This is a genomic window from Xanthomonas cassavae CFBP 4642 (assembly GCF_000454545.1).
GTDB lineage: Bacteria > Pseudomonadota > Gammaproteobacteria > Xanthomonadales > Xanthomonadaceae > Xanthomonas > Xanthomonas cassavae.
Genome location: NZ_CM002139.1, coordinates 2,062,953 through 2,083,859, shown reverse-complemented (window position 1 = coordinate 2,083,859; position 20,907 = coordinate 2,062,953). Strand labels below are relative to the sequence as shown.

Genomic DNA, 20,907 nt, shown 5'->3' with positions numbered 1-20,907 from the left:
CGATCAGGCGCCGCGGCGGGTCGCCATGGCCGTGACCCTGCCCTGCGCCTGCGCGACCGCTGCGCCGCCCAGCGCAACGGTGCGATCGGCCACCGCGGCCAGACTGGTGCGGTGCGACACCACCACCAAGGCGGTCTGCGGCAACCGCTGCCGCAGGGTCACCAGTACCTGCTGTTCGGCGTCCGCATCGAGGGCGCTGGTGGCCTCGTCCAGCACCGCCAGGGTCGGGGCGCGCAGCAACACCTGCGCCAGCAGCAGGCGTTGCAACTCACCGCCGGACAGGCGGCCCTCCTGCCCATTGATGACGGTGTCCAGGCCCTGCCCCTCGCGTTGCAGCCGTGCGCCCAGGCCGACATCGCACAGCACGTCCCACATGCGGTCATCGGGCGTCCCCGGCAGCGCCCAGTCCAGGCACTCGCGCACGTTGCATTGCCAGGGGCGCACGGCCTGACTGACGTAGGCGCTATGGCGGATCAGCTGTCGATAGGCGGCAAAATCCAGCCGACGCCCGCTCATATGCGCCTCGAACAGCAGCGGCGGCGTTTGCCCTGACAGCACGTCCATCAGACTGCTCTTGCCGATACCGGATGGGCCGACCACCAAGGTCATCTCCCCCGCCACCAGCAGCAAGCCGTCGATCGCAAGCGCGGGCAGCGGCGGTGCCAGATCGATGCGCTCCAGATGCAGCACGGCCGGCAGCCGTTCGGCAGCCGCATTCGATGCAGGCGCACCTGGCGTGCCCAGATCCACGTAGCGCCGCCACAGCTGCAGGGCCGGCCAGGCTGAGCGCAGCTGCTGCACGCTCTGCCGCGTGGTGACCAGATACGGCAGCAGGCGGCCAAGCAACAGACCGACCGTGATCAGCGCCGCGCGGTCGGCGCCCTGCCACAGGTTGGCGAGCACCAGGATGCCGGCAATGGCAGCCACCGCGGTGAGCTCCAGCACCAGGCGGCTGGCGGCCACCAGTTCCTGCTGCTGCGCGTATCCGCGTCCCAGGCGGGTGGACATGTGCTCGTACTGCCGGGTTTCCACCGCTTCGCGCTCAAACGAGCGCACATGGCGCAGGCGGCGCGGGAAGTCCTCGCTCAACCAGAACAGCTGGGTCATGTCGGCGACGTAGTCGCGGCTGATGCGCGCCTGCACATCGCTGCTGGAGATGCGCAGCCCCAGCCATGCCAGCAGCGCGAGCAGCGGTGTCGCAAGCAGCAACGCAGGCACGATCGACACCGCCACGCACACGCTGACCAGCGCGGTGATGCCGGCCACCAGCAGTTGCAAGACCGCGCTGAACCCCTGTGTTGCGATTTCGATATTGTAGGTCAGCACATTGGCGATTTCCGCCGAACTGGCGCCCGACAAGGCCGGCAGCGGCGCATCCATCAGCGCCGCATGCACGCGCCGGCGCAGGCCCAGCGCATACCGGCTGGTCAGGCGTGCGGCCAGCCGCGCGCCGTGCCAACGCAACAGCGCGAACAGCGCGCTGACGACTACAAACACGCCTGCCTGCACCGGCAGTCCCCCGGGCACGGCCAGCCGATAACCGGCCAGCTGCACGCTGTGGCCGGGTTGCACCAACGGCAACAGACACACCGCCACGAGGCTGCCGATGCATGCGGCCGCCAGCGACAATGCCACGTACAGCGCGACGGCCGGCCGGTCCGCCGGCACCAGCGTGTCGACGAAGCCATGCAGCACCGCCCGGATCCGATTGCGTGCGTGCCGAAACATCAGCCGCGCACATCGCCTGCAGTGCCGACCCGCGCCTGCTGCCGCTCGCGCAGCGGCCTCACCGCAGCACCTGCAGCAAGGCGTCCAGCGAAGCCTGCGGGTGCGCGCCACGGTGCAGGGTGAACATGCCGATGCGCTGCACCTGCGCCACGAAGCGTTGCCACCCCGGCTGGCCGGCGGCATAGGGCTGGTCGCGCTGCAGGCACTGCGCTATCTGCGCGGCTGGCACGGGCATCAGTCCGTTGCCCGATGTGCTGGCCGGCTGCTTGGACAGCATCACCACGGCACTCAGCTGCAGGGGCGTGGGCGCAAGCGTGGCATGGCCGTGACGGATGTCGACTTCGAACTTTTCCACGCCACTGCGGCGACGAATGATCGGCGAGGCAGTGATCCATGCGCGGGTGGGCGCATCGACCAGGCCCAAGACCTCGGGCCGCAGATGCAGGAAGTTGGCAACGCCGGTGGTCAGCAGGCTGTCCGGCGCCACGAATACGCCGTCTTCGGCGATGAACTCCAGCCCGTGCAGCAGGCTGTGCAGCGCCAGCGTGGATTTACCCGCGCCGCTGGCGCCGAGCAGCAGCACGCTGCGGCCGCGCCGGCCCACGCAGGCGCCGTGCAGCGGCACCAGCCCCATGCCACGCGCTGCCAGCAGGAACACCGCAAACTCGATCAGCTCGTAGCGCACGTGGTACGCATGCGCCAGCATGTCCTCCGAGACCACCAGCATGGCGCGGCGCTCCGGGATCGACAGCATCAGGTAGTTGCAAGCATCCATCACGCCACAGACCAGGCCGCCCACTGCATGCGTGCGCACCGGCGGCGGCTCGGCGACCACGCTGCCGTGCGCGTCCGGCAGCAGATCCAGGGTGATGTGGAACTGCAGCGCACCCGGTAGGTGATGTGCCGGCAAGCCGGCATAGGCGGCATCGACCAGGGCCAGCAGCGCCGGGCTATCGCTGTGGAAATGGAACAGCGCACCAAGAATCTGCCGCTGCACGCTGAAGGCACGCACGCGCTGTTCGCCGAACGGGTCCGCCGCCACGGCGGCCTTGGCCGCGTCGCGTGCGCGCTCTTCCAGCGGCTGGTATTGCGCCAACGCAGCCGACTGCGGCATGCCTGTCATCCAATGCATCGATCAGCCGGTGTGTGCCGACTGCGCGCGCAAAGGTTGCATCGCTGTACGCGCTGAACAGGCGTCATCGGTTGCCATTTCACGCAGCGCAGCAGCGCAACCAAAGACGCCTGTGCGCGCACCTACTGCCGAGCCGAATGCCGGTGTCTGCGCACGCCGCCGCTGCGCGCCACCTGGCGACAGAACGAGAGCCTTGTGCAGATGCTAAAGATCCAGGTCAGTCATTCGTATTTCCTGCGTTACGACCCCAAGCAATGGGAACGCGGCAAGCCGTACCCCCCGCTGGCCACCTTGCAGATCGCGGCATTGCTGCGCGAACGCGGGCATGTCCTGAGCCTGTTCGACGCCATGCTGGCCGACGATGTCGAGGACTACGCCGGCGCGCTGCACGATGCGCAACCGGAGTTGGTGGTGTTCTATGAGGACAACTTCAACTTCCTCACCAAGATGTGCCTGAGCCGCATGCGCGAGGCGGCGTGCCGCATGATCGGACAGGCGCGCGCGGCCGGCTGCCGGGTGTTGGTGGCGGGCTCGGATGCGTCCGACAACCCGGACGCATTTCTGGCCGCCGGTGCGCATGCGGTATTGATCGGCGAAGGCATCGCACCGTTGATCGAGTTGATCGAGCGGGTCGAACGCAATCCGCAGATCGACATGCAGGCCTGGTTGTCCGGTGTCGCACGCATTGCCACCAGCGATCCGGCAGCGGTACGCGCGCATCCGGGTGCACAGCCACCGGACGCGCGCCTGAGCGGCCTGCCTGCCTGGGACCTGGTCGACATGCCGCGCTACCAGCGCTTCTGGCGGAAGCGACATGGCTATTTCAGCCTGAACATGGCCGCCTCGCGCGGTTGTCCGTTCCGCTGCAACTGGTGCGCCAAGCCGATCTGGGGCAACCACTACAAGCGTCGCGACGCCGAGGACGTGGCTGCCGAGATGATCCATCTCAAACGCAACTTCCAGCCCGATCACCTGTGGATGGCCGACGACATCTTCGGCTTCCATATCGACTGGGTGGAGGCGTTTGCGCAGCGTTTGAGCGAGGCCGACGGCGCCATTCCATTCACCATCCAGACCCGCGCGGATCTGGCCAGCGAGCGCATGGCCGCGGCACTGGCGCGCGCCGGATGTGCGGAGGCCTGGATCGGTGCGGAAAGCGGCAGCCAGCGCATCCTCGACAGGATGACCAAGGGCACCGAGGTAACCGAGGTGATCGCCGCCCGCCAGCGCCTGGGCGCGCACGGAATCCGCGTAGGCTTCTTCATCCAGCTGGGCTATCTGGGCGAAGAACTCGACGACATCCTGGCCACGCGTGCACTGGTGACCCAGGCCAATCCGGACATCATCGGCGTCAGCGTATCCTATCCGCTGCCGGGCACCAAGTTCTACGAAGAAGTGAAGAACCAGCTCGGCGGCAAGACGCATTGGCAGGATAGCGACGACCTGGCGATGATGTTCCATGGCGCCTACGACTCGGAGTTCTACCGCAGCGTGCGCGATCTGTTGCACACCCAGGTGGACCTGCAGCAGGCACGAAGCACGATGACGGCCGATGCCGTTGCGCAGGCCTCCGAGCAGCTGGAAGCGCGCTGGTCCGCCTTGATCGCCTCCGAACAGCTGCACCGTACCGAGCCGCTGGCCACCCTGGCCGCACGGCCACCCCGGCAGCTGGCCACGGTGCTGGTGGGCTAGCGATTCATGCACTTGCCGGTGGACGCGAAATAGCCGGGTGCGCATTCACACCATCGCTCGCGCGACCGAGCAGGAGTGCCAACGCGCTCGACGCGCCCGATGCAATCTTGGCGTGCAACAACGCCATCGCTGAGCCGATACGCCGCCACCATGTAGCACCGCCACTGACTCGCAACACCACCATTGCGCCCCGCCCCTTCGACCTCCCGGATCACGCCCGCATGCAGCTTTCGCTTCGTACCATCCGACACGGCCTGCACACGGCCACCGAGCAGCTGGCGCACGAGCTGGCGCAGCCAGGCGACAGTTCGCCACAGTGGGACCGCCTGCAATGGCAACTGGCCGCAGCGGCGGCAGCGGCACATGGCGTGTCGCCGCTATTGCAGCGCCGCTCGTTGTGGCAGAACGCGCAATGGAACAGTTTCCTGAGCGAGCAGCGCGATCATGTCGAAGACCGCCATCGGCGTATCGCGCTGCTGCTGACCCGTATCGACAGCGCCGCGCGCAGCGCCGGCATCGCGCTGGTGGGGTTGAAGGGCACCGCCCTGCATCGGCTGGGCGTCTACCTGCCCGGCGACCGCCCGATGGCGGACATCGACCTGCTGGTGGCGCCCGAAGACGCGCTGGCCACGGCCGCGCTGTTGTGCGAACTCGGGTATGAAGCCTCGTTTCAGCAATGGAAGCACCAGGTGTTCAAACCGGTGCAAGGCGACGCCGTGGCGGGATTGGGCGAACACCGCGATGCTCCCATCAACATCGAAGTGCATACGCGCATCCAGGAACGCCTGCCGGTGCGCAGCGTGGACATCACTGCAGGGATCTGGCCGGAACACGCGCAGCCGGGGCTGAACCCCTACCCTTCCATTGGCGCCCTGATGTGCCACCTGCTGCTGCACGCGGCCGGAGGCATCTGCCATCGCAGCATCCGGCTGATGCATCTGCATGATCTTGCGTTGCTGGCGACCCGCATGGGCCCGCGCGACTGGCAGCAATTGTGGGCAGACCCGGCTGTGTCGCCCTGGTGGGCGCTGCCGCCATTGCTGTTGCTGCAGCGCTACTACCGCGCGGTGGTGCCGGCGCAGGTGATGGCGCGGTTGCATGCCGAGTGCCCGCGCCTGCTGCGCCTGCGTGCCGGCCGGCAGACCCTCACCACCGCCTCGTGCTCCAACCTGTGGCTGCCAGCCTTGCCCGGGATCGAGTGGTCTGGTTCGTTGAGCGAGGCGCGGCAATACGTGCGCGAACGCGTGGTGCCGTCGGCAGAAAGCCGCAAGGAGCGTGCCGACATGCTGCACACCCAATTCTGGCTGCAGGGTCAGCCATGGGTGCGCCAGACCCAGGCACGTCGGCTGATGACGCGGCTGACCCGCCCGATCCCGCGCACCGACATGCTGTACGTCGTGCGCGCGGCGCTGGATGGCTATCTGCAGCCGGCGTGAGGCTGGGCCGCCGGCTACCGGGTGCGTCGCTGTGCTATTTCCCTCGATGGACGTGCTGGCCCGGCATTGCCAGTTGCCGAGCATGCGCCGCACTATCGCGCTGACAGCTGAAAATGCGGGCAAAGACGCCCGCCCAACTTCCGCGATGTGCAGCTGCGCACGCGGCGACGGCAACCCTGCTCCAGTGCTGAGACCGATCAGCCCAGCCACACCGGTCCGACGGCGCGCCTGCTGGACCGACACACTCAGCGCAGCGGTCGCCGCTCGCACAGCTGACGGTAAAGGTGTTCAAACTGGCGTGTGGTGAACGCCGCATCTTCGCGAACCGCGCGACATTGCGCGGCCCAGGCCAGGCGCAGGCGTAGTTCGTCATCGCCAAGCACTTGGCGGATGGCCTCGGCCATGCCCGCCCAATCGCCTGGCGGAACCGCCAACGCTGCGACCGGTGCCCACTCGATGAGGTGGCCAACCGCTGTGCCGACGGTGGGAACGCCGGCAACGGCGGCTTCCAGCAGCACCAACGGGCCAGCTTCATGCAGCGAGGACAGCACCAGCAGATCGGCCGACAGCATGATCGGGCGCACTTCGCGCTGGGTCTTGAAGCCGAGGAAGCGCACCTGCTCCTGCAGGCCGAGCTGCTGCACCAGACGCTGCATGGCACCGTCCAGCGTATCGACGCCGACCATGTCCAGCGTAAAGGCGACGCCGGCGCGCCTGAGCGCGGCCATTGCCTGCAGCAAGGTGCGCTGATCCTTGACCGGATTGAGGCTGGCCACATGCAGCAAACGTGCGCTCGCACCGTGGCGGGCACGCGGCGGCGCCGCCGGCCATGCGCGCAGATCCACGCCCAATGGCACCCGCTGCGCCTGGAGGCCCAGTGCCTGCAGACAGGCAATGATCGGTTCACTGGCAGCGGTCACCCGGTCGGCCAGGCGCAGGATCACCGCTTCGCGCAGGCGTCCACGCCAACGCCGGCGGCCGCCGTAGCCGATCGCATGCAGCGCCACCAGTTCGCCGCCGGCGATATGCACCACGCTGGGACGCCGCAGCAGCCGCGCCGCGAGGACGGCGATCAGGCTGCAGTAGCCGGAGAAGATCGCCTGAATCACATCGAACGGCGCGCGCCGGTGTTCCTCGACGATGGCCGCCACTGCACGCAGGCGCGTGCGCCGCTCACCGATGTTGTGCACCTTGGCGCCGCGCAGCATCCAGGTGGCCGGCAGCGGCTCCTGATGCAAGACGAACACGTGTACCTCATGGTGGCGCGCCAGCCACTCGATCAAGGTCAGGAACACCGGAATCACGCGGACCTCGCCACTGCGGTCCACCCCTCCCGGCACCACCAGCGCCAGTTTCATCGCGCATGCTCCTGCGCATCACCCAGCACGCTGGCGTAGGCCTGGGCCCACTGCCGCCCCACTGCGGCAAACGAAAGGCGTGCATCGAAATGCGCGCGCACGTGCGCGCGGCTGGGCCGCTGCCGCGATACGCGCACCAACAGTTCCGACAGTGCGGCGGTATCGCCCACCGGCCAGAGTTCGCCCACCGTGCCCGCAGCGCTGAGCGCATCGAACGCAGGGATATCGGTCAGCAGCGGCAGGCTGCCGCAGGCATAGGCTTCCAGCGCCGCGTAGCCGCAGCTTTCGGTATGACTGGCGGAGACGAAGATGTCGCTGGCCTGCAGCAAGGTCTGCACGCGCCCATGCTCCACCTTGCCCAACAACTGCACGCGGCGCGCCAGCAGCGGATCCTCGCGCAGCCGTTGCCGGATCTGCGCCAGCAGCGGCGCCTGGTCGAAGACGCACCACAGGTGCAGGCCAGGCACGCGACGCGCGGCCATGGCGACCGCATCGAGCACGCATAAGGGATCCTTGGCCGGGCTCAGATGACCCACCCACACCACACAGGGGTCGCCATGCAGGCCGGTCAGCTCGCGCGCCAGCGCCTGTGCGCCCGGCGTAAAACGGCTGCTGGATTCGGGAATGGCAAATAGCTGCGTGCCGGCACCGAACAGACGCGCACGCTGGAACGGCCGCGCCAGTTCCAGGGACGTAAAGGCGATTCCTGCAGCGGCTCGATAACGTGCACGCCACACCGCGCGGTTCCACCATCGCGGCGGGCGGTTGGCATGATCCTGCAGCAGGATCGGCGTGTGCGGCAGCCCACGCGCCAGCCGTCGCGCATCGCCGGCGAATTCCAGGCCATGCACATGGATTGCATCGACGTCGAGTTCCTGCAGGAGCGCTTGCAGTGTGCTGGCGCGTGCAGCGCTGCCCCGCAGGCCGAGCGCGGTAAACCAATACTGCACGCCGTGCCGCGACAAGCGTGCCTCCAGCGCGGAGGCCTGAATCACCGACACGCGGATACCCGCACTGGCCACCGCCTCGGCAATGTCGGCCAGCGACGGCCACTGCGCGAACACCTGCTCGATGCTCAGGCCATCAGGAGTCGCCACCAGATTAAGCTGGGCCACATGCAGGGTCATGGCGTGCACAGCAGCGCGCGATGGACGTGCACGCCACATCGCCCACGTCCGCAGCACTGCGGCAAGCAGCGAGCACCGCTCGCACAGCGCGGGCACCGCCTATCGCTCCGCTCGTTCACGCGACGCGCCGCAACCGCAGCACCAGGGCCACCGGGACCTGCAGCGCCACCTTGTCGAAATGCGCACCTGCGGGAATATCGGCCGGATCCAGCATCGGCTCGGCAACGGCTTCGATCGCAAAGCCCAGTTTCGTGCAGGCCCAATGCCAGTGGCTATACAGATGCTGGGTGTGACGCACCGCGTAGTGGCGGCCGTCGGACTTGAAATCGCGGCGCCAGCCCAGCGCATCGCCGATCGGGTGCACGTCGCTGCACAGCACGATGCCATCGGCACGGGTGACGCGATGCAGCTCTTCCAGCGCCGGCCACAACCGCGGCAGATGCCCGACCACCAGCCCGCAGACACTGAAATCGGCCACCGCATCGGCGAGCGGCAAGTGATCGAGGCTGCCCTGCTGCAGGCTCACCCGCCCAGGCGGCCAGTGCTGCGCCAGTTCGGTGCCGGCACGCTGCAGCATCTGCGGCGACAGATCGATGCCGGTGACGTGCCGTGCGCCCCGCCGCAAGGCATGAAACATGTAACGGCCGCTGCCACAGCCTGCATCCAGCACATGCTGGCCCTGCAGCACCGCCGGCATCAGGCCGAGCATGGCGCGCTCTTCGGCCAGCATCACCGGATTGTGCGCATGCGGCGGATACGCCTGCGCCCATAGCGCATACGCATCCACCGGATCGAGCACCGGCACCGCGCTCACGACGCGACCCCGATGGCGACCAGCGCATCAGCTGCCGAAGGCGCTGCGTGCTGTACGCATTGCAGGCCCGGCTCCAGTGCCAGCACCGCTGGATCTGCCAGCGCGGCGTCGAGCAACTTGGGGCGGCCGTCCAGCAGCACCGGAATGATCTGTATGCCGGCGGCATCGAACCACGGCGCGAAATCCGGATCGGCAATGCGTGGCTTGCCGTCGCGGATCACTGCGCGCAGCGCGCTGCGATCGCAACCGATGATGCTGTTGGCGGGCTCGCCGCCGCGGTCGCGCACGATCACCAGATCCGCAACCGCACCAGGCGCGATACGCCCGCGCGTTGCCATCCGCAGGATGCGTGCGGCCTGCGCGGTGACCAGGCCAAGCAGCAGGTCCGGCGGCAGGCCGCTGTCGGCGGCAACGTGCAGTTCGTCGAGCAGATCGCGCGAGCCGCTCACGCGCGAATCGCTGCCCAGCGCGAGCCGCCCGGCCATGCACAGGCGCCAAGGGTCCAGGGTGCGACCGAGCAGAGTCAGATTGCTCGACGGGCACCACACCACCGCTGCGCCGCGCGCGATGACCCGTTCGATGTCCTGCTCGCCCAGGCCCACGCCATGGATCAGCACCGTATTGGACGCCAGACACCCCAGCCGGTCGAGGTCGTCCAGCTCGGCGCGCGCCACCGCATCGGTGCCTTCGGCCAGGTGGATCATCCATGGATGCGCCGATGGCGTGGCCGCAAAGCTGGCCTGCACCGGCGGCCCGTAGCCCGTCCAGCCCAGCGCGTAGCTCCAACCGAACTCGCGCAGCACGTTCACCGGATACCCGGCTTCATCCAGGGTGGCGTGCCAGGGGTCGTGCTGCGCCACGCAGGTCACGCCGGCGAGCAGATTCTTCAAGCCGCCGTGACGCAGCCGTCCCGCCTTGGGCACACGCAGTGCCGCGGCCACGTCGGGATGCTGGAAATGCGCCTGGAACGCCTCGATCCATGCATAGCTATTGGAAAACGGCGCTACCTGCAGCAGCGGCGGGACGCAGTTGACCTGCAAGTGCTCATGCGCATTGATCAGGCCCGGCGCCAGCACATGGCCCTGCAGATCCAGCCGCAAGGTTCCAGTGCCGACCGTGCCACCGAAGCGGCCGTTGCGCATGCCGACCGCCGCGTGCGACACCCCGGCCAGGGTGATCGCGCGCGCGCCCTGCAGACAGACATCGGCCATGGCCATCGAGCTCTCCACTCAGCGCTTGCGCATCACGATCAGGAAGTGATCGCCCATGTCGCGCAGCAACGGCAGTCCGCCCAACCGATCGTCCAACGCGCCCAGGCGCTGCGCCAGGCGCGGGTGGCGCTCGCAGACATCCACCAGGTACGGCGGCGGCAGGAACAGGCTCAACGCGCGATAGCGGTCCAGGACGAAGTGCTTGGCGAAGGCACGGTAGAACTCGCGCGGCAGGTGGTACCAGGTCCAGATGGTGTGGCCGTTCATGCCCACCGCGGCAACCCCGCGCGCGGCCCGCACCGCAGCGCGCTTGAACCGCCCGCGCACGCCGTAATGGCCGATTTCCCAGGGGCAGATGCGCCCGATCACCGAGAATACCAGACAGCCATCGGCGCGCAGCAGACGCGCGCATTCGGCCGCCACCGCCGGCAGGTCCGGTGCGCAGTTGAGCGGGCCGAAGTTGGAATACATGCCGTCGAAGGTGCCCTCCAGTTGGTCGAGCTGCTGGATGCCGACGTGGGCCGCGCTCAGGCGCTCTTGCAGGCCCCGCGTAGCCGCGCGGTGGCGGGTGCGCTCGACCATCGCCGGCGACCAGTCGGTGGCCAGCACGTTGTAACCGCGACGTGCGAATTCGCCGGCATCCAAGCCGGTACCGCAGCCCAGGTCCACCAGATGCGAGCCCACCGGCAGTTCGGCCGCGACCGTGTCCCACAATGTGGTGCGCATGCGCTGGATCAGCGCATTGTTGCCGCGCGGGCCGTCGTAATCGGGGGCGACGCTGTCGAACGCACGTTGCGTCTCCAGCAATTGCTCCGGTGCGACCGTCCCGCCACGCGCCGCATGCTCACTGACCACCGACATGCATCGCCTCCCACACCTGTCCTGCTGAACTCACGACACTCTCCGGACGCGGAGCCGCCGCTGCGGCATCGCTTGATAGACCCGTGAGTGCCAGCGCCCGCCGGTTTGGTTGCAGGCCGGTCGGCACACAGATGCGTGGGAATCACCTGCAAACTGCATTAATGGACTGGGGCCCGGCGCAATCCCGAAAGCAGCGCGCATGACAGCCGTGCGCACCGCAGCTTTGCCGCACGCCGGTCCCAAGCGCCAGCCTGCAGCAGCTGATGTCAGGCGACAGCCGCCGACGTCGCCAGCACACGGCGGCGCCAGGCATCGCGCAGTACCGCCACCAACACCCCCAGCCCCGCACCACCGAGCAGACCGAGCGCCCCCACCATCGCGGTGTTCGGAAATGCGCGCTGCTCTGGCACATACACCGGCCACGCCAGCGAGGTTTGATAGGTATAGCGGTCGGTCAGCCGCGCAACCAGATCGTCGCGCTCGGCCTTGATCGCGCGGATGTTGGTGTTGCTGTCGGTCAGCAGCACACCAGCCAGCACCTGCGCCGGGCTCGTCGCTCCACTCTGCCCGGCGTCGAGTTGCCGTTGCAGCTGTTCGCGGTTGCGCGTGGCAACACGCAGGTCCTCGCTCAGGCCCTGCAATCGGGTGCGGGCGAGCGTGAGCGCGGTGGTATTGGTGTCGCCATGCAGGCGTTTCAGCGTGTCCACCGTCGCCATGGTCAGGCTGCGCGCCTGCTGTGAGGAAGCGGCACGGATGGTGATGCCGATCAGATTGGCATATGGCTCGGGATCGGGCTTGAGGCTGCTCCGATACAGCTGCGCGGCGCGGCCCTTGAGCGGCACGCCGGCCCGCTGCAGTACCGCATCCTGAAACAGCCGCGTCTTCATGCGATCGATCACGCGCTGGAATGGCTCGACTTTCGGGTCGCGGCCGGCCGGCGTCGGGCCGATCTCACCCACCTGGATCCACGCAGCGGCTTCCCACTGTGGTTTGGCCACGCGCAGGAACACAACGCTGAGCCCCACGACCACGACGAACGCGGCCAGCGCCCAGCGCCATTCGCGGCGCAGGATGCGCCACAGGTCGATCAGATAGATTTCGTCGTGTTGATTCATGATGCGCAGGCTCTGCAACAGGAGGATGGAATCGCCGCGTTCACGCGGCAGACGGATATGCGGCGTGGCGGGTGGGCAACAGCACAGTGCAGGCATGCAGCACCAGGCACAGCGCGACAAAGCCGAAGTTGGTCCAGGTAAAGGCCTGCGGCGCGAATGGCGACATCAGGCAGGCATAGGCGATGCGCAGGAAGATCAGCACATGGAAGATCGACAGTGAGCCGTTGAGCAAGCGCACGCTCCACACCAGCCCTGCATACAACGCCAGCAGCGCCAGCAGGGCGCCCGGCGCGCCCCAGGCCATCAGGAACGGAAAGAATTCGGTCCCCACATTGATATTGGGCGCATCCAGCGGGATGCTGGTGCCGGCGGTGGCGACAGAGCCACTGAACGGCACCAGCTGATTGACCAGGAAGCTGGTGTTGACATAGCCCTTGGCCAGGATCGCGCCGAAGTTGTACGGCCCGGCGCTGATGTACAGCAGCAACCACTGCACGCCCTGCGGCATGGCGCGATACAACGCGCCGAACGGCAACGCCACCGTGGCCAACGAGCCCGAACGCAGCGCGCCCAGCACCGAAAATACCCCACCGCCGGCCAGCACCAGCACGCCGATCGTCTTCCACGGCAGCCGGCGCACCGGGTCTCGCCGCAGCAGCATCACCAGCACGAAGGAGAACAGCCCGGCAAAGATGCGATTGCGGTCGATCACCACGATCGGAAAGACGAACCCAAACGCCACCATCGCCGCACGCAAGCCGCGATGGCGCACACAAAGCAGCGCAATCGGCGGCAGGATCCAGCACATGTTGGAGATATGCCGCACATGCGAGCGCAGCGGGCTCAAGGTGGCATACGAGGACGGGTCGCTGAACAATGGAATCGGAAACAGCACCACGTCCGCAATGCAGAACAGCGTGACCACCGCGGCCAGCGTCAGCACCAGGAAGGCGTCGCGGGTGCCGGCGTAGCGGTAGGCGCGAAAGCGCTCCACCGCAGGCAACTGCACGCGCAGCACGGCGTCCAGCACGCAGGTCGTGGCGGCGGCGGCGGCCAGCAGCGCGATGCCGTCCGCGTAGTCGCCGGGCAAGCTGTAGGTCAGCAGCGTCAGCGCGCAACTGAACAGCATCGGCAGTGCCAGATAGGTCGCCGGTCGGCGCAACAGCGTGCTCATGCCGGTTTCACCGTGCTGCGCGCCTGCCTGGGCCGCCACCTGGCCGGCAGCGACACCCAGGCATAGGCGAGCAGATGCACGATCACCCGGTGCGGCCGGCGCTGCAGGAACGCCACCTTGGCCGCGATGTAGTGCGACTGCGCGTGCAGCAAGCTGCGCTCGGGTGCATCGAACAATTCCGCACAGCGCAGTGCCACCTGACGCGACTCGCTCAGGTTGGCAATCCGCGCGTGCACGTCCACGGTCTTGCTGAGATTATGGCCATGCAACCGGTACGCGCACACCGGCACGTCGACAAAACCCAGCGCATCACGCGCGGCCAGGCGCAGGAAAAAATCCCAGTCTTCGATCCGCAACGACTCGTTCCAGCCGGCGCGCGCATCGAAGGCACTGCGACGCAGCAAGGCCACCGCGCCGCCGACCCCCCACTGCTGGATCACCGCGCGACGGATACCGGACGCGGAGCGGTACAGGTCCACATCCACCCGATGCAGGTCGCGCATGGCGCTGCCGTGCAGCAGCTGCCCATGCTGGTCGACCACGCAGGCATCGCCGATCACCGCCAGCTTCTGCGGATGCGCACGCAGGTAGCGCACCTGCGCATCCAGCCCGCCGGCCAGCAGATAATCGTCGCTTGCGCCCAGCCGCAGGTACTCGCCGCGCGCACGCAGCGCCAGTTCGTTGAGCGTGGCCGCCACCCCGCGATTGGCGCGCTGCACGAACTGCACCGGCAGCCGGTGGCCATGGCTGGCGATCCACTGCGCAATCTTCTCGCCGGTCGCGTCGCTGGAGCCGTCGTCGATGATGACCAGTTCCTTGCACGGGTACGGGTCGTCCAGCACGCTGTCCAGGCAGCGTTGCACGAAGCGTTCGTGGTTGAAGGCCGGAATCAGCACCGATAGCAGCGGCCAGCGTGCGCGCCCGAGGGGTTGGGTGGAATCGCTCATGCCGGCTGCACCAGATAGCGCCGCACCACCACGATGTTGAACAGCAGATACAGCACGTAGTTGGCGAGGAAGGCATACATCGCGCCGATCAGCCCCCATTGCGCGGTGAACAGATACACCAGCGCCAGATAGCTGGCGGCAAACACGCATTCGGAGACCACGAACAGCCGCGTCATCGCCTTGGCCAGCATCACGTACGACAGCACGAAGGCGGCGATCTTGATCACATCGCCCAGCAGCTGCGGGGCATACAGCGGGATGGCCTGGGCAAACCGGGCGTCGAACAACAGCCAGGTCAGCCAATCGCGACACAGGTACACGCCTAGCGCCATCACGATCACCGCCGGCAGCACATGGCGATACGCGGCCCGCAGCTCGCGCCCGAGCGCTGCGCGCTCCTGCAGCGATGCCAGCTTGGGCAGGTAATACACGTTGATCGCAGTCGTAAAGAACAGCAGATACGCATCCGACACCCGGCTCACCGCCTGCCAGTACCCCACCTGCTGCCAGCCGAGTTGCAGCGCCAAATGGTCGCGCACCAGCACGGTCACCAGCTGCGGCACCAGCGTGGAGGTCAGCGTCATCACCGAGAACGCCGCCAGCCTGCGCGTCATCTGCGCATCGAAGCGCATGCGCAACATCTCGCGCCGAAAATAACTGCTGCGCCGCAGCGCCGGCACGCCGGCCAGCAACCACAGCACCTGGCCCAGCACCAGCGCCAGCAAGGCGCCCTGCAGTTGTGCCCGGCTGGACAGCCATGCCACCAGTGCCGTGCTCAGCACCGCACCGCTGACCTGCACGAATGCCAGGCGGCGCACGTCCATGAAGCCGTTGATCACCGCCAGGATGTAGTTGGCCAGTGCGATGCCCAGCTGCGCCACCGCCACCACGCAGATCAGCGGCCGGTACGCCGCATCGCCGAGCAGGCGCTCGGCGATGGCGCCACTGAACAGCAACGCCAGCACCGCCATCACGCAGGCCGCGCAGAACGCGTACCAGAGCGCCGCGCTGAGCAGACGTGCCAGCGCAGCCGTATCGTCACGATACTCGGCCACGTACTTGACGATGCCCGCACTGATGCCGCCGCCTGCCAGCACCGCCAGTACCGACATCAGATTGAGGAACTGGCCCAGCCGGCCGACCCCCTGCGGGCCGGCGTAGACCGCCACCAACTTCACAACCACCAGCGCGGCCAGCAGCTTGGCCAGCGTCGCAACGCCGGTGTAGGCGCTGCTGCGCACGACATTCATGCAGCGGCACCAAACGACTGGCATGCGGCAATTACGCGCGCAACCGACGCATCGTCCAGTGCAGGCCCCATCGGCAGGCTCAGCACCTCGCGGTGCAGTCGCTCGCTCACCGGCAGGCAGGCATCGCCCAAAGTGGTGTAGGCCGGCTGCCGGTGCGGCGGCACCGGGTAATGGATCTGGGTATGGATGCCCGAGCGCAGCAGATGCGCCTGCAAGGCATCGCGCTGGGCGCTGCGCACCACGAACAGATGCCAGACGTGCTGCGCTTCGGCCACCACCGTCGGCAGCGTGATCAGGGAGTTGTCGATGCCGTGCAGGTAGCGCTGCGCCACCGCGCGGCGGCGGGCGATCTCATCGTCCAGATAGCCCAACTTGACCCGCAGGAACGCCGCCTGCATCTCGTCCAGCCGCGAGTTCACGCCCTGGCAAAGGTAGTGATACTTCACCTGCGAACCATAGTTGCGCAGCGCGCGGATGCGCTCGGCCAGGCGCGTATCCGAGGTCACCACTGCGCCGCCATCGCCGAGTGCGCCCAGGTTCTTGGTCGGGAAAAAACTGAACGCCGCCGCATCGCCAAAAGCGCCGGCACGGCGCCCGTGCGCGCTGGCGCCATGCGCCTGCGCGGCATCTTCGATCAACAGCAGCCCGTAGCGATGCGCCAGCGTCTGTAGCGCCGCCATATCCACCAGCTGCCCGTACAGATGCACCGCCATGATGGCGCGCGTGCGCGGGCTGATCGCCTTCTCCACGCTGGCCGGGTCGATGTTGAAGGTCGCAGGGTCCGGCTCCACCGGCACCAGCACCAGGTGGTTCTGACTGATCGCAAGAAAGGTGGCAATGAAGGTATTGGCGGGCACGATGATTTCGTCGCCCTCGCGCAATACGCCCAGCTCGCGATAGCCGCGCAGGATCAGCGACAACGCATCCAGCCCGTTGCCCACACCCACCGTCTGCGCGGCGCCGCAGTAGCTGGCGAATTCTTCCTCGAAGGCGGCCAGCTCCTGCCCAAGCACATACCAGCCGGCATCGATCACCCGCGCCGCAGCGACCTTCAGCTCATCCGCATACCGCGCATTGACCGCGCGCAAATCCAGGAACGGCACATCCATTACAGCATCCACCGATAAAAATCCTGCACCACGGCGCGTGCGCCGAAACGTTCCTTTTGTTCGACCAGACCGTCGTTGAGCACCTGGCCGGCCTGCTCGGTCGAGATACCGAAGCTGAAGTAATGGCGCTGCGCATACACCTGGGTGATCAGCTCGGCCAGCAGCAGGCTCAGCGCATCCAGCTGGCGACCGCGCGCGGACACCGCCAAATACTGGGTGTGCACGCTGCGACCAAAATCCAGTACCAGCGCTGCCGCCAACAGCTCCCCTTCGGCCCGCGCCTCATGCAGCACGATCTGCTGCGGAAACCGGCGTTGCAGCAATTGCAGCTCGTCCAGCCGATGGGTCGGCGCCACGTGATGGCGCTGCAACACCTCGGTCAGCAGGGCATGAAATTCATCGAGTCGGGTGCTGGCCTGGATCTGCATACCGGCCTTGCGTGCCTTGCCCAGCGAGCGTCGACGTTCGGCGCTGAAGGCAAACGGCTCGCGCAACGCGATCGCCGAGGACAGATCGCGCCGGTACAGCTGCGCGCCCACGCGATGCAGGGCATACAGGTCTTCTTCGGCCGGATACGCATGAAAGATATGCGGCACCGGCTTGTACACAAGCTCGCGCATCCCGCACGCGCGATAGTGCGCGGCGATCTGTTCGAACACCTGCAAGGTCGCTCCCGCGCGCAAGGCCGTGGACGACAGCAGGCCAGCATAGGTCAGGCCGGCGTGGCTGCTGACACACTCGCCGTCCACGTTCGCCGGCAACACCGCCACCACCTCGCCACCGCGTTCGATCAGCAACGATGCGTCCACGAAGCGGTCGGCGTGATAGTCCATGTAGCCGCGCCGATGCAACACATTGCCATTGCGCGAGGACGCCACCAGGGCATCCCAGGCAGGCGCATCGCCGGGGAGATACGGCCTAACCGAAAACATGGCGCCCCTGCAAGCCCGGCGGCAACGCGGCATCGGCCAGGCCGAAGCCGGCCTGCCCCATCGCATTGCCGTTGTAGAACATCAACACCCGATCATGCTGCTGGATCAAGGCCGGGTAACAGAGCGTCTGCGCATCCCAGCCGTGCTCGGACCGCTGCAGCCCCAGCTGACTGTCATCGCGCTGCCACTGCACACCGTCGCGACTGGACGCGAAACCCGGGAAATAACCGCCGTGCGTATCGCCGCGGGTGAAATACATCAGATAGCGATCGCCCAGGCGATACACGCGCGGGCGGCCGATGCGGTATTCGTCGCCCTGCGGACGCAGGCACACTGCGTCGTCGGCAGGGATATGGCGCAGGTCGTCGGTCTCCGCATAGCGGATGTGGTAGCGCGGATACGGCTGGCCGCCGATGGTTTCCCAATCGTCGCCCACCGCGTACCACAGCCGCCACCGCCCCTCCTCGAAGCGTGCCGAATGCACCGCGGCGATCGTGCTGCGCCCGGGCGCGCGATCCAGCAGCGGGGTGTCCTGCAAGCGCTGGAAACGCTCGCCACCATCGCGGGACAGTGCAAGCCCGGTGAAGGCCAGGAACTTGGCCTTGGCCACACGCTGGAAGCCGACATAGAACATGTACAGCCCATCCGGCCCGGCCACCACATCGCCGAGAATCATGCCGTTGTCGTCGAAACAGCCAGCGCGGCCGATGTCCAGCACCGGCTGCGGGCTGACGCCGACGATCTGCGTCGGTGCTTCGGCGCGTACGTCCACATAGCCGATCCGGCTCACGCCCTGCGCATCGCGAAAGCCCGCATAGACACGCAGCACCTGCGCAGACAACCGATAGGGCGTCGGCGTCAGCGCGGCGTGCTGCATCCAGCCGCCCACGCCATCGCGTGCGACGTCGAAGACCAGGCCGCGCTTGGTCCAGGCAAACATGCTCACAGCTCCACGTCGAAGCTGGATCTGCCGGCCACCGCGCGCGCCGGCGAGCCGACGTAGACACGCTCTGCATCGGTGTGCCGGGTGACCAGCGCACCGGCGCCGATGATGTTGTCGGCGGCGATGCGCACCTTGTCGCTGAGCGTGGCGTTGACACCGATGAAGCTGCCGCGCCCGATCTCGCAATAGCCGGAAATCACCGCGTGCGAGGCGATGAAGACATTGTCCTGCACCACGGTGCGGTGGCCGACATGGTTGCCGCTCCACAGGATGCAGTTGTCGCCGATCCGGGTGAATGGCTGGATCACGTTGCCTTCGAACAGGAAACAGTTGGCGCCGATCTGCGCATTGCGCCAGACGAACGCACGCGAGCTGACATAGCTGGCGCAGCGATAGCCACGCCGTAGCATGTCCTGGAAAAAGCGCGTCCGCAGGCGATTGAGCTGCGTGGCCGGGATGGCGACGAAGACCTCGTACTGTTCGGGCGGATAGCGCTGCTCGAGCTCTTCGTAGGCCACCACCGGCAACTCGGCCAGCGTGGGCCGCAACAGGAAGTCGCGCTCCACGCTGAAGGCCACCACCGTGTAGTCGCTGTCGTGCTGAAAATACTCGCAGGCGATCTGCGCAAATTCGCCTGCACCCACGATCACCAGGGGCTTGTGCACGCTCATGCTTCCAGCCTGCGTGCATCCAGACCGCTGCCAGCGCGCACTTCGCTGAGGAACTGGTCGTAATCGAGAATGTAGTCGGCGGGATCGTAGAACTGGTCGGCCAGCACCATCAGCACGCAGTCGGGGCTGAAGCGATGCAGGTCGCGCCATACCATGCGGCCCAGCAGCAGTCCTTGCGACGGGTCGTCCAGGCGCACCTCGGTCGGGCCATCGCCCTTGCCGTCGTCGAGCAGAATCGTCACCGAGCCATGCAGGGCCACGGCCAGTTGATTGAGCTGCCGGTGCGCGTGCTGGCCACGATGCACGTCATCGCGCGTGCCGAACAGGTAGTACACGCGACGTATCTCGAACGGGACATTGCGCTGCTGCTCCAACGAGATGAGCAGCCCGCGATCGTCGCCGTGGGTATGCAACTGGATGGGTTCGAAGGCCATGATCGGATGGGCGTAACCACTGACTGCACGTAGTGCGACATGCCTGAGTGCGCCGGGATGCGCGAAAGGTTGCGCGACGTCACGACCCTGCGAAGCCGCGTCCGCGCAAGCGCAGCAACCGGTGCTACGCCTCATCGACCGCGCAACGATGCGATAAAAATTCGTTGGCGCGATGCAACCTTTCATCGGCATTGCCGCACATATCGGTGCACGCTCACTTGGCCGCCGTTCGGCCGGCGTGGGGAGCCAAGCCTGGCAGCACAGTGCGAACTGCCGGAACCAACGACCACCACCGGTGAGGACACCGACCAGATGCGTTCATCCCCTCAGGCGCCCGATACGGCAGCCACCGCCAGCGCCCCCACGCTGCCACTGCCGGAACAGACCGCGCCGGCCGCGCGCGTCGTTCCGCTGCCCAAACCCATGCGCGTGCTGCATTGGCTGACGGTGCTGTGCCTGGTAATGGCGGCCACCTTGATCCTGTTGCGCGCCGAGCTGGATGGGCGCGCACTGCGCCAATGGCTGCTGGAAGGCCACCGCCATTTCGGCCTGATGGTGCTGCTGTTGTTCGTGCTGCGGGTGGGCCTGCGCCTGCGGCTGCGCACGCTGCCGCCCGGCCCACCTGCATCGCTGCTCATGCGTCTGGCCGCCGGCGGCACCCATCTGGCGATGTACGGCCTGATGCTCGCGCTGCCGCTGATCGGCTGGTCGCTCAGCAACGCCTTCGGCAAGACGGTCTATCTGTTCGGCCTGGCCCTGCCCAACGTGGTGGAAGCCGACGCAGACCTGGGCGACACCCTGGGTGCCTGGCATCTGAATGCCGCCTGGGCGTTGCTGGCCCTGGTGCTGGTGCACATCGGCGCCGCGCTCTGGCACCACCTGGTACTGCGCGATGGCCTGCTGCGCCGCGTATTGCCCGGCAAGCACGCATGAGCACTACCGGTTCCCCCGCCCGCCGCCGTTTCCGCCCCGC

The 20,907-nt window shown here is 67.2% G+C and carries 18 protein-coding genes and 1 pseudogene; 3 read left to right on the top strand and 16 right to left on the bottom strand.

The window, feature by feature from the left end; genetic code table 11:
- Nucleotides 1-3: 3 nt before the first annotated feature.
- The gene (locus tag XCSCFBP4642_RS0109390; RefSeq protein WP_029219559.1) at nucleotides 4-1,728 is read right to left on the bottom strand and encodes an ATP-binding cassette domain-containing protein; all 1,725 of its coding nucleotides are present in this window, start codon (nucleotides 1,726-1,728) and stop codon (nucleotides 4-6) included.
- A 58-nt stretch (nucleotides 1,729-1,786) separates the two neighbouring features.
- Nucleotides 1,787-2,842 carry a phosphoenolpyruvate carboxykinase (ATP) gene (locus tag XCSCFBP4642_RS0109385; protein WP_029219558.1) on the bottom strand — a complete coding sequence of 352 codons (1,056 nt, stop codon included), beginning with the start codon at nucleotides 2,840-2,842 and terminating at the stop codon, nucleotides 1,787-1,789.
- Nucleotides 2,843-2,997: 155 nt separating this feature from the next.
- On the opposite strand from XCSCFBP4642_RS0109385, the pseudogene XCSCFBP4642_RS24475 reads away from it, so the two are divergent.
- Both XCSCFBP4642_RS24475 and XCSCFBP4642_RS0109375 read left to right on the top strand, forming a co-directional pair.
- Nucleotides 2,998-4,552: pseudogene (locus tag XCSCFBP4642_RS24475) on the top strand (B12-binding domain-containing radical SAM protein).
- A gap of 221 nt (nucleotides 4,553-4,773) precedes the next feature.
- Entirely contained in the window at nucleotides 4,774-5,988 is a 1,215-nt protein-coding gene (locus tag XCSCFBP4642_RS0109375; protein ID WP_029219557.1) for a nucleotidyltransferase family protein, read from the top strand.
- Nucleotides 5,989-6,233: 245 nt separating this feature from the next.
- Here the strand turns inward: XCSCFBP4642_RS0109375 and XCSCFBP4642_RS0109370 are convergent, their stop codons facing one another.
- The 14 genes from XCSCFBP4642_RS0109370 to XCSCFBP4642_RS0109305 form a co-directional block, all read right to left on the bottom strand.
- Nucleotides 6,234-7,346: a glycosyltransferase family 4 protein gene (locus XCSCFBP4642_RS0109370; protein WP_029219556.1), complete on the bottom strand. Its 1,113-nt coding sequence runs from the start codon at nucleotides 7,344-7,346 to the stop codon at nucleotides 6,234-6,236.
- Complete coding sequence (locus XCSCFBP4642_RS0109365) at nucleotides 7,343-8,473, bottom strand: glycosyltransferase family 4 protein (protein WP_029219555.1); 1,131 nt, start codon at nucleotides 8,471-8,473, stop codon at nucleotides 7,343-7,345. The genes XCSCFBP4642_RS0109370 and XCSCFBP4642_RS0109365 overlap by 4 nt, the downstream gene beginning before the upstream one ends.
- A 115-nt stretch (nucleotides 8,474-8,588) precedes the next feature.
- A complete protein-coding gene (locus XCSCFBP4642_RS0109360; protein ID WP_029219554.1) occupies nucleotides 8,589-9,287 on the bottom strand; it encodes a class I SAM-dependent methyltransferase in 699 nt (232 codons plus the stop codon).
- Nucleotides 9,284-10,504 (bottom strand): amidohydrolase family protein, encoded by a 1,221-nt coding sequence (locus XCSCFBP4642_RS0109355; RefSeq protein WP_029219553.1) that lies wholly within the window; start codon nucleotides 10,502-10,504, stop codon nucleotides 9,284-9,286. Before XCSCFBP4642_RS0109355 ends, XCSCFBP4642_RS0109360 begins: the two co-directional genes overlap by 4 nt.
- Before the next feature lie 12 nt (nucleotides 10,505-10,516).
- Complete coding sequence (locus tag XCSCFBP4642_RS0109350; protein WP_029219552.1) at nucleotides 10,517-11,359, bottom strand: class I SAM-dependent methyltransferase; 843 nt, start codon at nucleotides 11,357-11,359, stop codon at nucleotides 10,517-10,519.
- Nucleotides 11,360-11,625: 266 nt separating this feature from the next.
- Entirely contained in the window at nucleotides 11,626-12,474 is an 849-nt protein-coding gene (locus XCSCFBP4642_RS0109345) for a Wzz/FepE/Etk N-terminal domain-containing protein (protein ID WP_029219551.1), read from the bottom strand.
- A gap of 40 nt (nucleotides 12,475-12,514) precedes the next feature.
- The gene (locus tag XCSCFBP4642_RS0109340) at nucleotides 12,515-13,648 is read right to left on the bottom strand and encodes a hypothetical protein (protein ID WP_029219550.1); all 1,134 of its coding nucleotides are present in this window, start codon (nucleotides 13,646-13,648) and stop codon (nucleotides 12,515-12,517) included.
- Nucleotides 13,645-14,595 carry a glycosyltransferase gene (locus XCSCFBP4642_RS0109335; RefSeq protein WP_029219549.1) on the bottom strand — a complete coding sequence of 317 codons (951 nt, stop codon included), beginning with the start codon at nucleotides 14,593-14,595 and terminating at the stop codon, nucleotides 13,645-13,647. The genes XCSCFBP4642_RS0109340 and XCSCFBP4642_RS0109335 overlap by 4 nt, the downstream gene beginning before the upstream one ends.
- On the bottom strand, nucleotides 14,592-15,845 hold the full coding sequence (locus XCSCFBP4642_RS0109330) for an O-antigen translocase (RefSeq protein ID WP_029219548.1): 1,254 nt from the start codon (nucleotides 15,843-15,845) through the stop codon (nucleotides 14,592-14,594). Before XCSCFBP4642_RS0109330 ends, XCSCFBP4642_RS0109335 begins: the two co-directional genes overlap by 4 nt.
- A complete protein-coding gene (locus tag XCSCFBP4642_RS0109325) occupies nucleotides 15,842-16,954 on the bottom strand; it encodes a DegT/DnrJ/EryC1/StrS family aminotransferase (protein WP_033898200.1) in 1,113 nt (370 codons plus the stop codon). Before XCSCFBP4642_RS0109325 ends, XCSCFBP4642_RS0109330 begins: the two co-directional genes overlap by 4 nt.
- Nucleotides 16,954-17,886, bottom strand: coding sequence for a GNAT family N-acetyltransferase (locus XCSCFBP4642_RS0109320; protein ID WP_029219546.1), 933 nt, complete (start codon nucleotides 17,884-17,886; stop codon nucleotides 16,954-16,956). The genes XCSCFBP4642_RS0109325 and XCSCFBP4642_RS0109320 overlap by 1 nt, the downstream gene beginning before the upstream one ends.
- The gene (locus XCSCFBP4642_RS0109315; RefSeq protein ID WP_029219545.1) at nucleotides 17,873-18,826 is read right to left on the bottom strand and encodes a glycoside hydrolase family protein; all 954 of its coding nucleotides are present in this window, start codon (nucleotides 18,824-18,826) and stop codon (nucleotides 17,873-17,875) included. The genes XCSCFBP4642_RS0109320 and XCSCFBP4642_RS0109315 overlap by 14 nt, the downstream gene beginning before the upstream one ends.
- Before the next feature lie 2 nt (nucleotides 18,827-18,828).
- Nucleotides 18,829-19,500 (bottom strand): acetyltransferase, encoded by a 672-nt coding sequence (locus XCSCFBP4642_RS0109310; protein WP_029219544.1) that lies wholly within the window; start codon nucleotides 19,498-19,500, stop codon nucleotides 18,829-18,831.
- The gene (locus tag XCSCFBP4642_RS0109305) at nucleotides 19,497-19,934 is read right to left on the bottom strand and encodes a sugar 3,4-ketoisomerase (RefSeq protein WP_029219543.1); all 438 of its coding nucleotides are present in this window, start codon (nucleotides 19,932-19,934) and stop codon (nucleotides 19,497-19,499) included. Before XCSCFBP4642_RS0109305 ends, XCSCFBP4642_RS0109310 begins: the two co-directional genes overlap by 4 nt.
- Before the next feature lie 312 nt (nucleotides 19,935-20,246).
- Between XCSCFBP4642_RS0109305 and XCSCFBP4642_RS0109300 the strand changes: the two genes are divergently transcribed.
- On the top strand, nucleotides 20,247-20,867 hold the full coding sequence (locus tag XCSCFBP4642_RS0109300; protein ID WP_152527242.1) for a cytochrome b: 621 nt from the start codon (nucleotides 20,247-20,249) through the stop codon (nucleotides 20,865-20,867).
- Nucleotides 20,868-20,907: the final 40 nt, after the last annotated feature.

What these genes read in the sequence shown, in the direction of transcription:
- XCSCFBP4642_RS0109320 (WP_029219546.1), bottom strand. Translation starts at nt 17,886, where the DNA reads ATGTTTTCGGTTAGGCCGTATCTCCCCGGCGATGCGCCTGCCTGGGAT.
- XCSCFBP4642_RS0109340 (WP_029219550.1), bottom strand. Translation starts at nt 13,648, where the DNA reads ATGAGCACGCTGTTGCGCCGACCGGCGACCTATCTGGCACTGCCGATG.
- XCSCFBP4642_RS0109345 (WP_029219551.1), bottom strand. Translation starts at nt 12,474, where the DNA reads ATGAATCAACACGACGAAATCTATCTGATCGACCTGTGGCGCATCCTG.
- XCSCFBP4642_RS0109315 (WP_029219545.1), bottom strand. Translation starts at nt 18,826, where the DNA reads ATGTTTGCCTGGACCAAGCGCGGCCTGGTCTTCGACGTCGCACGCGAT.
- XCSCFBP4642_RS0109350 (WP_029219552.1), bottom strand. Translation starts at nt 11,359, where the DNA reads ATGTCGGTGGTCAGTGAGCATGCGGCGCGTGGCGGGACGGTCGCACCG.
- XCSCFBP4642_RS0109330 (WP_029219548.1), bottom strand. Translation starts at nt 15,845, where the DNA reads ATGAATGTCGTGCGCAGCAGCGCCTACACCGGCGTTGCGACGCTGGCC.
- XCSCFBP4642_RS0109305 (WP_029219543.1), bottom strand. Translation starts at nt 19,934, where the DNA reads ATGGCCTTCGAACCCATCCAGTTGCATACCCACGGCGACGATCGCGGG.
- XCSCFBP4642_RS0109370 (WP_029219556.1), bottom strand. Translation starts at nt 7,346, where the DNA reads ATGAAACTGGCGCTGGTGGTGCCGGGAGGGGTGGACCGCAGTGGCGAG.
- XCSCFBP4642_RS0109310 (WP_029219544.1), bottom strand. Translation starts at nt 19,500, where the DNA reads ATGAGCGTGCACAAGCCCCTGGTGATCGTGGGTGCAGGCGAATTTGCG.
- XCSCFBP4642_RS0109300 (WP_152527242.1), top strand. Translation starts at nt 20,247, where the DNA reads ATGCGTTCATCCCCTCAGGCGCCCGATACGGCAGCCACCGCCAGCGCC.
- XCSCFBP4642_RS0109325 (WP_033898200.1), bottom strand. Translation starts at nt 16,954, where the DNA reads ATGGATGTGCCGTTCCTGGATTTGCGCGCGGTCAATGCGCGGTATGCG.
- XCSCFBP4642_RS0109365 (WP_029219555.1), bottom strand. Translation starts at nt 8,473, where the DNA reads ATGACCCTGCATGTGGCCCAGCTTAATCTGGTGGCGACTCCTGATGGC.
- XCSCFBP4642_RS0109385 (WP_029219558.1), bottom strand. Translation starts at nt 2,842, where the DNA reads ATGCCGCAGTCGGCTGCGTTGGCGCAATACCAGCCGCTGGAAGAGCGC.
- XCSCFBP4642_RS0109390 (WP_029219559.1), bottom strand. Translation starts at nt 1,728, where the DNA reads ATGTTTCGGCACGCACGCAATCGGATCCGGGCGGTGCTGCATGGCTTC.
- XCSCFBP4642_RS0109375 (WP_029219557.1), top strand. Translation starts at nt 4,774, where the DNA reads ATGCAGCTTTCGCTTCGTACCATCCGACACGGCCTGCACACGGCCACC.
- XCSCFBP4642_RS0109335 (WP_029219549.1), bottom strand. Translation starts at nt 14,595, where the DNA reads ATGAGCGATTCCACCCAACCCCTCGGGCGCGCACGCTGGCCGCTGCTA.
- XCSCFBP4642_RS0109355 (WP_029219553.1), bottom strand. Translation starts at nt 10,504, where the DNA reads ATGGCCATGGCCGATGTCTGTCTGCAGGGCGCGCGCGCGATCACCCTG.